The organism is Gluconacetobacter tumulicola (genome assembly GCF_014174215.1).
GTDB classification, from domain to species: Bacteria; Pseudomonadota; Alphaproteobacteria; order Acetobacterales; family Acetobacteraceae; genus Gluconacetobacter; species Gluconacetobacter tumulicola.
In genome coordinates this window covers 89553-102750 of sequence record NZ_JABEQL010000005.1, presented here as the reverse complement: position 1 = coordinate 102750, position 13198 = coordinate 89553, and the positions used below count along the sequence as shown (strand labels likewise).

14 protein-coding genes are annotated in these 13198 nt (G+C 65.5%); all 14 read left to right on the top strand.

The window, feature by feature from the left end; genetic code table 11:
* Nucleotides 1-20: 20 nt before the first annotated feature.
* Entirely contained in the window at nucleotides 21-233 is a 213-nt protein-coding gene (locus tag HLH29_RS05365) for an AlpA family transcriptional regulator (RefSeq protein WP_023103939.1), read from the top strand.
* A 42-nt stretch (nucleotides 234-275) separates the two neighbouring features.
* Entirely contained in the window at nucleotides 276-1151 is an 876-nt protein-coding gene (locus HLH29_RS05360) for a ParA family protein (protein ID WP_057380525.1), read from the top strand.
* On the top strand, nucleotides 1135-1383 hold the full coding sequence (locus tag HLH29_RS05355; protein WP_019726333.1) for a hypothetical protein: 249 nt from the start codon (nucleotides 1135-1137) through the stop codon (nucleotides 1381-1383). Before HLH29_RS05360 ends, HLH29_RS05355 begins: the two co-directional genes overlap by 17 nt.
* The gene (locus HLH29_RS05350) at nucleotides 1376-3034 is read left to right on the top strand and encodes a ParB family protein (RefSeq protein ID WP_182964928.1); all 1659 of its coding nucleotides are present in this window, start codon (nucleotides 1376-1378) and stop codon (nucleotides 3032-3034) included. The genes HLH29_RS05355 and HLH29_RS05350 overlap by 8 nt, the downstream gene beginning before the upstream one ends.
* A 15-nt stretch (nucleotides 3035-3049) precedes the next feature.
* Nucleotides 3050-3610, top strand: coding sequence for a DUF2857 domain-containing protein (locus tag HLH29_RS05345; RefSeq protein WP_023093474.1), 561 nt, complete (start codon nucleotides 3050-3052; stop codon nucleotides 3608-3610).
* A 3-nt stretch (nucleotides 3611-3613) separates the two neighbouring features.
* A complete protein-coding gene (locus tag HLH29_RS05340) occupies nucleotides 3614-4846 on the top strand; it encodes an STY4528 family pathogenicity island replication protein (RefSeq protein ID WP_057380523.1) in 1233 nt (410 codons plus the stop codon).
* A gap of 318 nt (nucleotides 4847-5164) precedes the next feature.
* Nucleotides 5165-5944 carry a PFL_4669 family integrating conjugative element protein gene (locus HLH29_RS05335; protein ID WP_057380522.1) on the top strand — a complete coding sequence of 260 codons (780 nt, stop codon included), beginning with the start codon at nucleotides 5165-5167 and terminating at the stop codon, nucleotides 5942-5944.
* The gene (locus HLH29_RS05330) at nucleotides 5941-6468 is read left to right on the top strand and encodes a DUF3158 family protein (protein ID WP_034084952.1); all 528 of its coding nucleotides are present in this window, start codon (nucleotides 5941-5943) and stop codon (nucleotides 6466-6468) included. The genes HLH29_RS05335 and HLH29_RS05330 overlap by 4 nt, the downstream gene beginning before the upstream one ends.
* 71 nt (nucleotides 6469-6539) lie before the next feature.
* Nucleotides 6540-6980: a single-stranded DNA-binding protein gene (locus HLH29_RS05325; RefSeq protein WP_182964927.1), complete on the top strand. Its 441-nt coding sequence runs from the start codon at nucleotides 6540-6542 to the stop codon at nucleotides 6978-6980.
* Nucleotides 6981-7259: 279 nt separating this feature from the next.
* A complete protein-coding gene (locus HLH29_RS05320) occupies nucleotides 7260-9272 on the top strand; it encodes a DNA topoisomerase III (protein ID WP_182964926.1) in 2013 nt (670 codons plus the stop codon).
* A 519-nt stretch (nucleotides 9273-9791) separates the two neighbouring features.
* Nucleotides 9792-11399, top strand: a complete 1608-nt coding sequence (locus tag HLH29_RS05315; RefSeq protein WP_057380519.1) for a DNA cytosine methyltransferase — start codon at nucleotides 9792-9794, stop codon at nucleotides 11397-11399.
* A 243-nt stretch (nucleotides 11400-11642) separates the two neighbouring features.
* A complete protein-coding gene (locus tag HLH29_RS05310) occupies nucleotides 11643-12200 on the top strand; it encodes a hypothetical protein (protein ID WP_057380518.1) in 558 nt (185 codons plus the stop codon).
* Nucleotides 12201-12529: 329 nt separating this feature from the next.
* Nucleotides 12530-12742 carry a hypothetical protein gene (locus HLH29_RS05305; RefSeq protein ID WP_057380517.1) on the top strand — a complete coding sequence of 71 codons (213 nt, stop codon included), beginning with the start codon at nucleotides 12530-12532 and terminating at the stop codon, nucleotides 12740-12742.
* A gap of 21 nt (nucleotides 12743-12763) precedes the next feature.
* Nucleotides 12764-13156 carry a hypothetical protein gene (locus HLH29_RS05300; protein WP_057380516.1) on the top strand — a complete coding sequence of 131 codons (393 nt, stop codon included), beginning with the start codon at nucleotides 12764-12766 and terminating at the stop codon, nucleotides 13154-13156.
* The last annotated feature ends 42 nt before the right edge of the window (nucleotides 13157-13198 follow it).

Below are 13198 nucleotides of genomic sequence, written 5' to 3'. Positions count from 1 at the left end.
AGCGTTCAGGAGTGACCGCCATGTCGCAAACACCTGCACTGCCCGCAAGCGAGCGCCGCATCCTGCGGCTTGATGAAGTCGAAACCAAGTCGGGTTTCAAACGCGCCCACATCTACAACCTGATGCGCAAAGGCCTGTTCCCGAAGGCGCTGCGCCTGGGCGTGCGCGCGGTCGGCTGGGACTCCATCGAGATCGATCAGTGGATCGCCGAGCGCGTCAACAACCGGGTCTGACCCGTTCTCCAGCGGACTTCCCATCCTCACACGGAGAACGCCATGCAGGTCGTATCCATCATTTCAACTAAAGGTGGCGTCGGCAAGACCACCACGGCCGCGAACCTCGGCGGACTTGCCGCGGACGCGGGGCTGCGTGTGCTGCTGCTCGACCTCGACGTGCAGCCCACCCTGTCCTCGTACTACGAGCTAGGCCACCGCGCACCTGGTGGCATCTACGAGTTGCTGGCCTTCAACGAGCGCGACCTCGGGCTGCTTGTGTCCCGCACGATCATCGCGGGCCTGGACTTGGTGCTCTCCAACGACCACCGAGGCGAGCTGAACACCTTGCTGCTGCACGCGCCGGATGGGCGCTTGCGGTTGCGCCATCTCTTGCCGGTCCTGGCGCCCCTCTATGACCTGGTGCTGATCGACACCCAAGGTGCGCGCTCGGTGCTGCTGGAGATGGCGGTGCTCGCCTCCAACCTCGCGCTGTCGCCCGTGACCCCGGAAATCCTTGCGGCGCGCGAGCTGCGGCGCGGCACCATGCAGTTGCTCGAAGACATTGCGCCATATCGGCACCTGGGCATCGAGCCTCCACCTCTGCATCTGCTCATCAATCGCGTCCATCCTGTGTCCGCCAATGCACGGCTGATCCAGCAGGCCCTGCGCGATCTTTTCCAGAATCACGCCGGCATCCGCGTGCTGGCCACCGACGTGCCGGCCATCGAGGCGTATCCGCGTGCAGCTACGCGCGGACTGCCGGTGCATCGGGTCGAATACCGCCAGCCGCCGGGCAGAGTCGCCCCCGCCGCGCTCGACACCATGCGCGGCCTCGCAGACGAACTATTTCCGCAATGGCGGCACCGATTTGCCATGGTGTCCGGCCGTCCGCCACACCCTCTTGATGCCGGGAGGTCCCATGGCGAACGCACATGAGCTTGCCCGAGGCCACAAGCGGCTTCGCGCCCTGATCGAGTTCGCGGTTGGCGAAGGTTGGCACGTCAAACGCACGCCTGGCGGCCACCTCAAGTTCACCAAGCCTGGCTGCGCCGCGATCTACACCAGCTCGACGGCCAGCGACCATCGGGCGACCCTGAATGCCCGTGCGCAAATCCGCCGCGCCGAGCGCGAGGCCCGATACCAAGCGCAGGGAGGCGGCCATGGCTGAGATCACCTCCCAGCAGATGGCTGGCAAGCTGCTCGCGGCCGGGTTCGAGCGCAGCGGCCCGTCAGCCTCGACCTTGAGCGACCCGATCGCCGACACACCCATGGTCGTGACCCTAGATCAGTTGCGCCCTTACGACCACGATCCCAGGAAAAAACGCAACCCTGCCTACGAGGAAATCATGGCATCCATTCGCGAGCGCGGTCTGGACGCGGCGCCGGCCATCACTCGCCGACCAGGTGAGGACCACTACATCATCCGCAACGGCGGCAATACGCGGCTGGCGATCCTGCGCGAACTATGGTCGGAGACCAAGGACGAGCAGTTCTTCCGTATATCGTGCCTGTTCCGGCCGTGGCCCAGCCGCGGCGAAGTCGTCATGCTGACCGGCCACCTGGCCGAGAACGAATTGCGCGGGGGCCTCACGTTCATCGAGCGCGCCCTCGGCGTCGAGAAGGCACGCGAGTTCTACGAGCAAGAAAGCGGCACTGCCTTGAGCCAGTCCGAGCTAGCCCGCCGCCTCGCCGCCGATGGCTTCCCGGTACAACAGTCGCATATCAGCCGCATGAACGACGCGGTGCAGTATCTCCTGCCCGCGATCCCCACCGTGCTCTATGGCGGTCTCGGTCGCCATCAGGTCGAACGCCTGTCGGTCATGCGCAAAGCCTGCATGCTCGCGTGGGAGCGCTACGCCAAGGGCCGCCCACTGGTTCAGGACTTCGACGAATTTTTCCAGGAAGTGCTGTCGCAATTCGACGTCCAGGCCGACGAGTTCTCCGCGCAGCGTGTACAGGACGAGCTGATCGGCCACATGGCCGAGATGCTGGGTGTCGATTACGACGTGCTCGCCCTGGACATGACCGAATCCGAGAGCCGGCAGCGCGCCTTGGTCAGCGACCCAACGCCGCCCTCGACGCCGCCCGCGTTGCCGGAGCCGGGAACCAGCGCGCGCCCACCTGCAAACACTGCGCCACCCATCGCAGGCGCTGCATCCGCAGCGCCGCCTGCAGGCCGACCTGCGGCAACGCCCTCGACGCGCGAGAGCGGCACGGATGCCAGCCAGGCAAGTCCGGCCAACCCTGCGGCGGGTGGCGATCTGCTTCGGGAGCACATCGTCTCGCCGGCATCGACGACCGAACGGCTCCAGTCCATTCAGCGCATGGTCGCCGACCAGTTGGGTGATGCGCTGCCGCCCGACTTCTCGGCGAGCGTCTTGCAGTCCATCCCCGTACAGGCTGGCGGGCTCTATCCGATCTCCGATGTCTGGTACATCGATCCCGGCCTGGACACAGCCGAGCGCTTGCGCATCCACATCGCACAGTTCGCCCGCGAAATCGCGGGCGAGGCAGATTTGGACGAGTGCATTGATGACCGTGCAGAGGGTATCGGTTTCGCCTGCCGGGCCGGCACCCAGAACCCAGCGCCACTGGGCCGTGCCGTCCTCGCGTTGTTGGCGTGCCTGGCCGGTCAGCGGCCCGCCGACGTCGGCCTGCACGACGGGCAAATCGTCATCGAACTGCCGGCGCTGCTGCACGGCCAGGGTGATGCGGCCCAGCGATTGAGCGATACCTCGCTGGTCAAGCTGTTCCGGCTGCTGCGGCTGGCCCGGCGCCTGCTCGACCTTGAAGCCGGCGCTGCGGGCCTTGGAATGTGAGCGAGGGAGGCCAGCATGTCCGCACCACACCCACTCAACCAGGCCGTCATCGCCCAGGCCCTCTATGACCTGCGCAATGGGCAACTGCGCCGGTGCAAACTGATGGGGTTTGGCGAGGAAGAACTGGACGCCCTCAAGCATCCCGCGCTGATCAGCGTGCTCGCCAACGCTAACGTCTCCTGGTGCTCGGTGACGGTCAACCGCGAAGTGCTCCGGCGACTGCTCAAGCAGGCGCAGGATGTGGAGAAGGAAATCGCCACGGTCGATCGCATGCTCAGGCTGGGCGCGAGCACCGAGATGGTCAGCCGGTTCTATGGCCTGACCCACCAGGAGGTGGCCCTTCGCCGCGAAATCCTCGGCCTGCCGAAGCGCAAGGGCCGCCACCCTGTGCTGGACGAGAAACAGGACACGGAGCTGTGGCGGCAATGGAAGGCCGTGACCGGCAGCAGGAATGTCGATCTCGAAGACGAAACCTCCATCCTCGACGCCACCATGGACTTGGCCGAAGGCATGTCGCTGCCTCTGTCGGTGGTCTGGGCCTCGATCAAAAGCTGGGTCGATCAGGGATTGGGTTGAGCCATGGCCGTGGACGACACCGCACCACGCCGTGGCCCCGTCGCACTTGCTGACCTGTTCGACGCCGCCTTGAAAGACCTCGTGCCCAAGCCCAACCCCAGTGCGCCAGCACCCATGCCTGCGCCGACGCCCGCCACGTCCGGCGATGCCTTCCTCTTCAGCGGCAACCGGCATGAGACCGTGCCGCGGCGGCTGTTCCTCGACCGTCGCCTGACGCCGCTGGAGCGCAACGCCTGGCAGGTGTTCCGGCTGATGCTCAACGACGATGGCGTGACCGCCTTCCCGACGTATGAGCAGCTTCGACCATGGCTGGCGTCGATGCCCTGCGCCGGGCAGGCCTCGCATGAAACCGTGGCCCGAGCGTTGACGCTGTTGCGCCTCACCAGATGGTTGAGCCTGGTGCGGCGACGGCGTGACCCCAAGACCGGCCGCATCCTCGGCAACCTCTATGTTCTGCACGACGAACCGCTGACGCCCTTCGAGGCCATGCAGCTCGACGCCGACTACCTGGCACTGGTCAGCCAGTCCCTTGGCCATTCGGCCAAGGCCGTCCAGATGGTCGGCCTGAACACCCTCAAGGAGATCGCGGAAGATCCGCTGCTCTCCGGGCGCACACTGCCGTCGCGGCTGCAGGTCCTGGCAGAACGCCTCGCCAGCCAAGGCATCACGGCCGCCGAGAGTTATCCACAGGAGGATGCCGCCCACGAATCCGAAGAAGGAGCATCGAGCCTTCTTCGGAATGCGGATGACCCGTCTTCGGAATCCGAAGCAGGGGCGAAACCTGCGCCAGACGCCTCTCTTCGGAATCCGAAGCAGGCCCGTACAGTACGTAGTAGTCGTATTAATGAAGTACGTACTACCGCGCAGGCGCGCGCGCTGGGCGATCTGCAATGGCCCAAGCGCTTCACGGAACTGAAGGCAGAGCAGCAGACAGGTGCCAGGGTGGCATTGCAGCAGGTCGATGCCGCGCTGAGACAGGCCGTGCTGGACGAATGGGCCACGCGATGCAGCAATCATGGCATCCGCAATCCTGCGGGGTATCTGTTCGGCATCATCCAGCGCGCCATCCATGGCGAGTTCAATGCCTGGGCCAAGAAAGACGCGCCATCGGCATCCGTCCCGCCAAACGAGCGGCCACCACCAGCACCGCCACCTCAGCCGCAGGGTAAGCCAGTGCCGCCGGAAGTCGCCAAGCAGCACATCGAGCGGCTACGCAATCTGCTCGCCAGCAAGTGAGTCGTCATGCAAGGCGGTGAAAGTAGATGTCCATGGCCGCCAGTAGAGCTATCCCCTGGGGATAGTTCCGCTGCTGGGCACAACGCCAGGCTGTCGCAGGCCTGGGATCGACCCTCTGCCGCAGCATCGGTGTTGTCCCCCCTGATCCCGGCGTGCAGCGTTCGTTGGCGCTCCATGGAGCTATCCCCAGGGGATAGCTCATGCCGCATGCAACCGCCACGCCCTAAACCGGGGCCGGCCGGGATTCGGATTCTTGACTGACTGCCTTCCGCTTCCTGCCGAAGCTGGCCGCTCCTTTTCCAACAACGAGCGGACACCATGGCAACCAATGAACCTCTGCAACTGAATCTCGGCTCCCTGCGCAGTGCGATGTCGCTGACCCTGCACACCCACCACGCTTCCCGCATCTGGCACGGCCGCGCCGCCGCCGAGGGGCGACCGGGCATCGTCGGCCTGAACGGCTACATCGCCCAGATGAACAAGATGCGGCGGGGCTCGGAGCAGGACGACCCGTACAGCGACTTCTGGATGCTGCGCATCGAGGACAAGCTCGACCAGACCAAGGCCACGCTGCAATCGCTGCGCGAGCAGGTGGACCAGGCGCTGGCGAGCGTGCCGCCAGCGCTTAGCCTGGGCGAAAACCTCAACGTGCAGCCGGTCAAGCTGCCGCTCTTCGTCAACGCGCAGCTCGGCTTTGCCGCGGTCTATCTTCTGGCCGACTACGACGACATCGCCCGCAAGCTGATCCTCGCCCATCACACCGCGCTCATTGACCGCAGCACCTTGGAACGCTGGCTCAACGAGGGCGCACATTCACTGCGCAGCCTGTTCTCGCTGGCCCAGCAGTACCGCTATTCGGGCTGCACCCGCGATGATTTCGCGTCGAAGAATGCCGCCGCGCGAGCCGCGCTGGAGAAGTACGGCGAACTGCCGCAGGACGTGCTGGAAGGCACTCGCCGCTCGAAGTTTGCGCCGCCCATCGTGCGCCGTGGCCTGCAGCAGCGCAGCGACGGTCCTGCCGAAGCACCTCCGCCCGGAGATGAAGCCACCACCGCAGAGCCGCCCGAAGCGTCAGCCGGCGAGGACGAGCCGGCATGAGCGATCCGAACCAACCGACCCGCTACTTCCGAGGCCTGCAACAGGGTGCCTTCATGCGGCTGGAACACGCAGCCTCTCTAAAAGGCCTTTTAAAGCCTTTTAAGGGTAAAGGGGACTTCGAGGCCTGGGCCAGCCAGTGCTTCGCCATGCGCGACGAGTTGATTGCCCTGGCACAGCGACAGGTGCTGGAGCAGGCATGCGGGCACCCCTTCCACCTGCTGTCCATCGAACTGGCCCAACAGACCACCGGCGCAGGAACCGTCTTCTTGCGCTGGCGCAGGCACGACAGGTCGGCCATGGGCGTGGCGCTGTGGCGGGAGCTGATCGCCAGCACCAGCACGCCCGTCAACCTGCTGGCCGACCTGCACGCGATCGAGTTGCAGCGCATCACGTTGAACATGCAGATCAGCCTGCTGCACACCCTGGGCAGGCAGGCGCAGGAATGCGCCAGCAAGGCGGCCCAGGCGGACGACGCCTACCTGCGCCGACTCACGCCCATTCCCGCCGCAATGCGCGATCGGTGATTGCGCCGGGCATCCAGCACGCTCCCGACGCCGACGAGGCACGGGTATTCAACCACCACGGAGATCACACCATGAGCACGCATTTTTCCGGCGAAGGCAACATCGGCTCGCCACCGGAGTACCGCGAATTCCCCAACGGCAACGACGAACCCAGCCGCCTGCTGCGCCTGAACGTCTATTTCGACAACCCCGTACCCAAGAAGGATGGCACCTTCGAGGATCGGGGCGGCTTCTGGGCGCCGGTGGAAGTCTGGCACCGCGACGCCGAGCACTGGAAGGACCTGTACCAGAAAGGCATGCGCGTGCTGGTCGTCGGCCGCATGGAGCGCGAACCCTGGACGGACAACGAGGATCAACCGCGCGAGACCTGGCAGATCAATGCGCGCAGCGTCGGCATCCTGCCGTTCCGCATCGAATCCGTGACCCTCAGCCCAAAGCCGCAGGAGGCAGAGTCCAAGCCCCAGGCCGCGCAGGAACCGGCTGCGCCGAAAGAATCCAAACGCAGGAAGTGAACCAGCTTGGAGGGCGGTGGCACGTCTTCGCCGCCCTCCATGCGCTGGTGGAGCTATCCGCAGGGGATAGCTCCACCAGCGTCCACTGACTTCCACGCACTCCCGCAAATCGCGGCTCCCGATCCGCACACCCGCGGCCACGCGCGCCTCCCGCACAAGCCATTCCATCCCGTGAAAGCGGTCGCCGCCGCATGCGGCTTGTTTGCTGCTGCCCCAGACGGCGCTCGGCATCCTCGATTCCAGCAACTCCATAAACAACGGGAATCGGGATGGACGGACATGCGGCTGTTCTTGTGCGAGAAGCCCTCCCAGGGCAAAGACATTGGCCGGATTCTCGGTGCCACGCAGCGCGATGAAGGCTGCCTCAACGGTTCCGGTGTCACCGTCACCTGGTGCATCGGCCATCTCGTCGAAGCGGCAGCCCCCGAGGTCTATGACGCGGCGCTCAAGCGCTGGTCGCTGGAGCAGTTGCCCATCATTCCTCAGCACTGGCGGGTCGAGGTCAAACCGAAAACCGCCACGCAGTTCAAGGTCGTCAAGGCGCTTCTGGCGAAGGCGACCCAGCTTGTCATCGCCACTGATGCCGACCGCGAAGGCGAGTTGATCGCCCGCGAGATCATCGATCTGTGCGGCTACCGCGGTCCCATCGAGCGGCTGTGGCTGTCGGCGCTCAACGATGCGTCCATCCGCGCGGCACTCGGCAAGCTCCGGCCATCAGCCGAGACCCTGCCGATGTACTACTCGGCGCTGGCACGCTCTCGGGCGGACTGGCTCGTCGGCATGAACCTCAGCCGCTTGTTCACGGTGCTAGGACGACAGGCCGGCTATGACGGCGTGCTGTCGGTCGGCCGCGTCCAGACCCCCACGCTCAAACTGGTCGTGGACCGCGACCGCGAGATCGCCGCCTTCGTGTCCGTGCCGTACTGGGCCATCGACGTGTCCCTATCCGCTGGTGGCCAGACTTTCACCGCGCAATGGGTTCCCCCGAAAGCATGCACCGACGACGCCGGCCGCTGCCTGCAGCAGCCCATCGCACAGCACGCCGCGCAGCAGATCCGCGCGGCGGACAGCGCCCAGGTGGTGTCGGTCGAAACTGAGCGCATGCGGGAAGGCCCGCCGCTGCCGTTCGACCTGGGGACCTTGCAGGAGGTGTGTTCCAAGCAGCTTGGGCTGGATGTGCAGGAGACCTTGGACATTGCTCAGGCCCTGTACGAGACGCACAAGGCCACGACGTACCCGCGCTCCGATTCGGGATACCTGCCAGAAAGCATGTTCGCCGAGGTACCAACGGTTCTCGACAGCCTGGTCAAGACCGATCCCTCGCTGCGACCGATCATGGACCAACTCGACCGCACTCAACGCTCACGCGCCTGGAACGACGCAAAGGTGTCCGCGCACCACGGCATCATCCCGACGCTCGAACCGGCGAACCTCTCGACCATGAATGAGAAGGAACTGGCAGTGTATCGGCTGATCCGAGCGCACTACCTGGCGCAATTCCTTCCTCACCACGAGTTCGACCGCACCGTGGCGAACCTCTCCTGCGGCCAGCAGACGCTGGCGGCCACCGGCAAGCAGGTCGTCATCAAGGGTTGGCGCCTGGTGCTGGCCGAACCGCAATCCGAGGAGGATGGCGACCCTGCGGCGCGCAGCCAGGTACTGCCCGCGCTGCGCGAGGGGCTGGCATGTCAGGTGGCCGACGTCGATCTGAAGGCGCTCAAGACGCTGCCCCCTCGGCCCTATACGCAAGGCGAGTTGGTCAAGTCCATGAAGGGCGTCGCCAAACTGGTCTCGGACCCGCGCCTGAAACAGAAGCTCAAGGATACGGTCGGCATCGGCACCGAAGCGACGCGGGCCAACATCATCAGTGGCCTGCTGACGCGGGGCTACCTCGTGAAGAAGGGCCGCGCCATCCGTGCCTCGGATGCGGCCTTCACCCTGATCGACGCGGTACCCACAGCGATTGCCGACCCAGGGACAACCGCCGTCTGGGAACAGGCGCTGGACATGATCGAAGCTGGGCAGCTCACGCTGGACGTATTCATCAGCAAGCAGGCTGCATGGATCTCACAGTTGATCGCGCAGTACGGCAACACGTCCCTGTCCATCAAGATTCCCCAAGGGCCGGCTTGCCCGCAGTGCGGTGCGCCCACGCGCCAGCGCACCGGCAAGAGCGGCCCGTTCTGGTCGTGCAGCCGCTACCCCGACTGCAAAGGCACGCTGCCGGTCGAATCCGGCACGTCCAAGCGTAGTGCCTCGCGTCCGCGCAGTGGCGGCCGCAAAGGCTCCTGACCGCCCCCGTTCCCCGTGAACCGTGCCCGCCATTGGCGGCACGGCCTGTGTCCCGCACGCCCTGCGGGACGCCCAGCGCGCAACGCCTTCTTGTCCGTGTGCGCGTCCCGCCCGGTCGTCCCCGGCCGCGGGACCTGAAGGTAGCTTTTCCGCGAACCGCCTCCCGCGCGTTCTGCTGATCTGTATTTCTCCCGCCTCTGCGAAGGGTCCCCCGATGGCTTGCCAAGCTGCGCGAGCCACCCGGAGACCCTTCGTGGTCAGCGGTATTCGGTGCCGGTGCCCGCCGGCGCAAAAACGGGCTCCCTTTGTGCGCGGATGTGCGCCAGAAGATGCCGGCGCGAACCACGACATGCGCCGGGTGTGATTGCTGATGAGCAGACGGTTCTAGCGACGACCGGGCCTGTACCAGCCCACGGGTGGTTCTGTCCTCCCGAGCCGAAGGCCGCAAGGCCTTCGGCGCCTTTCTCCTGCCTATCAACGTCCCGGCCCGCCCCGGGCCACTCGAACAGGAGACCCGACATGAACCCGCAACCTTGCACCCTTCGCGGTGCGCCCCAGGCCGCGCCACTGCTGTATGGCAGCGTGTGCAGCGGCATCGAGGCCGCGAGCCTCGCCTGGCAACCCCTCGGCCTTGAAGCCGCGTGGTTCGCCGAGATCGACCCGTTCCCGAGCGCCGTGCTCGCTCACCGTTACCCCCACGTGCCCAACCTGGGCGACATGACCGCGATCGCCCGCCAGGTGCGCGCCGGCACCGTGCCAGCGCCCGACATCCTGGTCGGCGGCACGCCATGCCAGTCGTTCAGCGTTGCCGGCGCCCGCCAGGGACTGGATGACCCGCGCGGCGCCTTGACCCTTGCCTATGTGGAGCTTGCAAATGCCATCGACCAAACCCGCCACCAAGACCGCCGCCCGCCGGCAACGCTCGTCTGGGAAAACGTCCCCGGCGTCCTCAACGACCGCAGCAATGCATTCGGACATTTCCTGGGGGCACTGGCCGGAGAAGGCCGTGCGCTCCAGCCACCAGGGGAAAAATGGGCGCACGCTGGTTGTGTGTCTGGACCCCGCCGCCGCATCGCCTGGCGCGTGCTCGACGCTCAATATTTCGGTGTCGCCCAACGCCGCAAGCGCGTGTTTCTTGTGGCAAGTGGTGGAGATGGTCTCGATCCCACCGAAGTACTTTTTGAGCGCGCAGGCCTGCTCGGGGATTCTTCTGCGGGCCGCGCGCCGTGGCAAGAAACTGCCCGCGCTGCTGAACCAAGTGCTGCAGCAGCAGGCGGATACGCAGGATTCGCCGGGCTGACACAGCCCTACGGCAAGGTCACGACGATGTTCGGATTCAGCGGCGGCACCGGCCCCGTCGATGTTGCTGCATGCCTGATGGCCGCGGGTCCCAAGCACGACATCCGCACCGAGACGTTCATGGTGCAGTCCATCGCCGGCAGCATCGCCCATACCCTCGACACCGCCAACAACGGCAAGGGCAGCAGCGAGGACGGCACCGGCAAGGGCGTGCCGATCATCGCCTTCACCGCCCAGGGCAGCGGCGCGGATGCCACGATCGACCTGACGCCAACGCTGCGTGCCGGCGGGCATCGCAACAGTCATGCAAACGCCGGCGTCGTACCCGCCATCGCCTTCGCGCAGAACAACCGCGGCGAAGTACGCTTCGAGTCAGGCCATGGACAGGTAGCTTGCACCGTCCTGTCCAACGGCAAGCCTGGCTACGGCGTGCCGATGGTGGCCTGCGTTGCCCTCCGGGGACGGCCGCAGGGTCTTGCCGCCGAGCTGGGCGGCAGCGTAGCGGCCGCGCTGCGTACCAGCGGCGGCGGTGCTGACAAGCCCCATGTGCTGGCCCCCGACTTCGAGGCGCACTACCGCTACGACTGGAATGAACCCGGTGCAGCGGACTGGTCGCAATGGCGGGTGCGGCGGCTGATGCCGATGGAGTGCGAGCGGCTGCAGGGCATGCCCGACGACTACACGCTGATCCCGTATCGCGGCAAGCCTGCCGCTGACGCTCCGCGCTACAAGGCGATTGGCAACTCCATGGCCGTCCCATGCATGGCTTGGCTGGGCAACCGGCTGGTGCAGTGCCTGCACAAGACGGGCTCGACCGCTTCGGATTGATCGACGACGCAGCCTGCGCGCCGCGCCATTCTCGTCTCTGCATTGCCGATGTATCGGCAGCAGCCCGCAGCCAGGGTGTCAAGGCTGCCGTGGGTTCCGCCCACGCCACCCGTCAGTTCGCTTCGGCATCTCACCGGCGAACGCTGCCCACCGGGGCATCGATGCCTCCTTTCTCCAACCCACGGGATGGTCGCCACGTCCCGTCAGGGGCATGTCGCCACCCGGTCGATTTCAGGACTTTCCATGGACACCATCACCAAGCAAGACCGCATCATGCTGAAGAACCTCAAGGTCGCCGACTTCGCCAGCGAGGAAACGCTGTGCTTCACCGCGACCGTCGTGTTCGACGGCACTCCCATCGCCGAGGCCCGCAACGACGGGCATGGCGGCTCGACATTCCTCCGCGCGCTCAACGGCAAGACGACGCTGCTGGCTCAGGCCGAAGCCTTCGCCAAGGAACTGCCGCCTGCGCCTCTCGATCTCGGCCAAGAGGGTGAAGACCCCCATTACATCGACATGACGCTCGACTTCCTGGTCGATGAGCTGGCCGCCGTTATGCGCGCGGAGCGTAAGGTGCGAACCGCGTTCAATCGAGATGTCGGCAACAGGGTGCTGTTCGTGAAGGACGGCAAGCTGAAGTTTCTCAAGGGCATCAAGCTCAAAGCCATCGCCGACCGCAAGACGTATTTCGCTGCGTTGCGCGCCCGGCAGGACCAGCCCATCGTCATCCTCGCCGAGCTGGAACCGGACGAGGCATTCGTCCTGTGGAAGCAGCATGTCCTGGGCGACAAGCCCAACTGAGCCAGCGTCAACGCACCCTCCTGACAGCCCCGCACTCGATGCGGGGCTTTTCTTTTCTGCGCACATCAATCGGGGCTGGGTCGGATGCCGTTTTCCAACTGACGCTGCATGGCCCTCGCAGGAAGCTGCCGGCATGTTCGCTGATTCGTCAGCACATGCCAGCAGCCAGGGTTCCAGGCTGCCGCGGGTCTCTCCCGCGTCACCCACCAGTCCGCATCGCATCAATTCTGCGGATGAGCGTCCTTGTGACGCTGATGCTTTTTATCAACCGCGTGCGGGAGCTTCCATCCCGTGAGGGACAAGGCCCCGCTTTTCCAAGGAGCCCGTCCATGTCCCAGCAAGCCTATTTCGGCCAATTGGCCTCGACCTACTGCGGCAAGTTCCTGCCGCTCGAAGTCCTGCAAAGCGCCGCCGGCCACTACATCGGCACGCGCGATACCGAAGGTCCTGTTTCGCGGGAATCCCGCGAGTACTTCCGCAGCTATGCCGCGGCTCAACGCGCCCTCGAAAGAGGCGGCTGGTCCCAGCTCGCCATTCCCTGATCCAACTGGAGGAATCACGTCATGAATCAACTTCTGCCACAGGAAGTCGTCGATCAGATCATGCGGGAAGAGCAGCATTTCGCTGCCGCGCCCCAAGCCTTCTTCGAGGCCTGGAAGCGCGGTGTCGAGATCGCTGGCCCCGAATGGTTCGGCGACGGCACCCGTGAAGGTCTGAACCAGGCCAACACCAAGTGGGATCTGCGTCCCGACATGCTGCGGCTCAACGATGCCCTCGGCGTCCTGAGCAGCGGCGAACGCATGTTCCTGTCCGCCATGGTCAGCTTCTACAACGCGCGCGAGGGCGGCGCCATGCTCAAGCGCTGCCACTTCGACGGGCTGTCGGACTTCGACGGTCTCGACCTGGAACGCCGCAAGGTCATCGCCGACCTGCTGGTGAACTACAGCGGTTGGTGAGCCGGTCTCCGGCACGCCACTGTCCTCTCGATCCCACGTGAG

Coding starts and splice junctions, on each gene's coding strand:
- HLH29_RS05365 (WP_023103939.1), top strand. CDS start 21: ATGTCGCAAACACCTGCACTGCCCGCAAGCGAGCGCCGCATCCTGCGG.
- HLH29_RS05360 (WP_057380525.1), top strand. CDS start 276: ATGCAGGTCGTATCCATCATTTCAACTAAAGGTGGCGTCGGCAAGACC.
- HLH29_RS05355 (WP_019726333.1), top strand. CDS start 1,135: ATGGCGAACGCACATGAGCTTGCCCGAGGCCACAAGCGGCTTCGCGCC.
- HLH29_RS05350 (WP_182964928.1), top strand. CDS start 1,376: ATGGCTGAGATCACCTCCCAGCAGATGGCTGGCAAGCTGCTCGCGGCC.
- HLH29_RS05345 (WP_023093474.1), top strand. CDS start 3,050: ATGTCCGCACCACACCCACTCAACCAGGCCGTCATCGCCCAGGCCCTC.
- HLH29_RS05340 (WP_057380523.1), top strand. CDS start 3,614: ATGGCCGTGGACGACACCGCACCACGCCGTGGCCCCGTCGCACTTGCT.
- HLH29_RS05335 (WP_057380522.1), top strand. CDS start 5,165: ATGGCAACCAATGAACCTCTGCAACTGAATCTCGGCTCCCTGCGCAGT.
- HLH29_RS05330 (WP_034084952.1), top strand. CDS start 5,941: ATGAGCGATCCGAACCAACCGACCCGCTACTTCCGAGGCCTGCAACAG.
- HLH29_RS05325 (WP_182964927.1), top strand. CDS start 6,540: ATGAGCACGCATTTTTCCGGCGAAGGCAACATCGGCTCGCCACCGGAG.
- HLH29_RS05320 (WP_182964926.1), top strand. CDS start 7,260: ATGCGGCTGTTCTTGTGCGAGAAGCCCTCCCAGGGCAAAGACATTGGC.
- HLH29_RS05315 (WP_057380519.1), top strand. CDS start 9,792: ATGAACCCGCAACCTTGCACCCTTCGCGGTGCGCCCCAGGCCGCGCCA.
- HLH29_RS05310 (WP_057380518.1), top strand. CDS start 11,643: ATGGACACCATCACCAAGCAAGACCGCATCATGCTGAAGAACCTCAAG.
- HLH29_RS05305 (WP_057380517.1), top strand. CDS start 12,530: ATGTCCCAGCAAGCCTATTTCGGCCAATTGGCCTCGACCTACTGCGGC.
- HLH29_RS05300 (WP_057380516.1), top strand. CDS start 12,764: ATGAATCAACTTCTGCCACAGGAAGTCGTCGATCAGATCATGCGGGAA.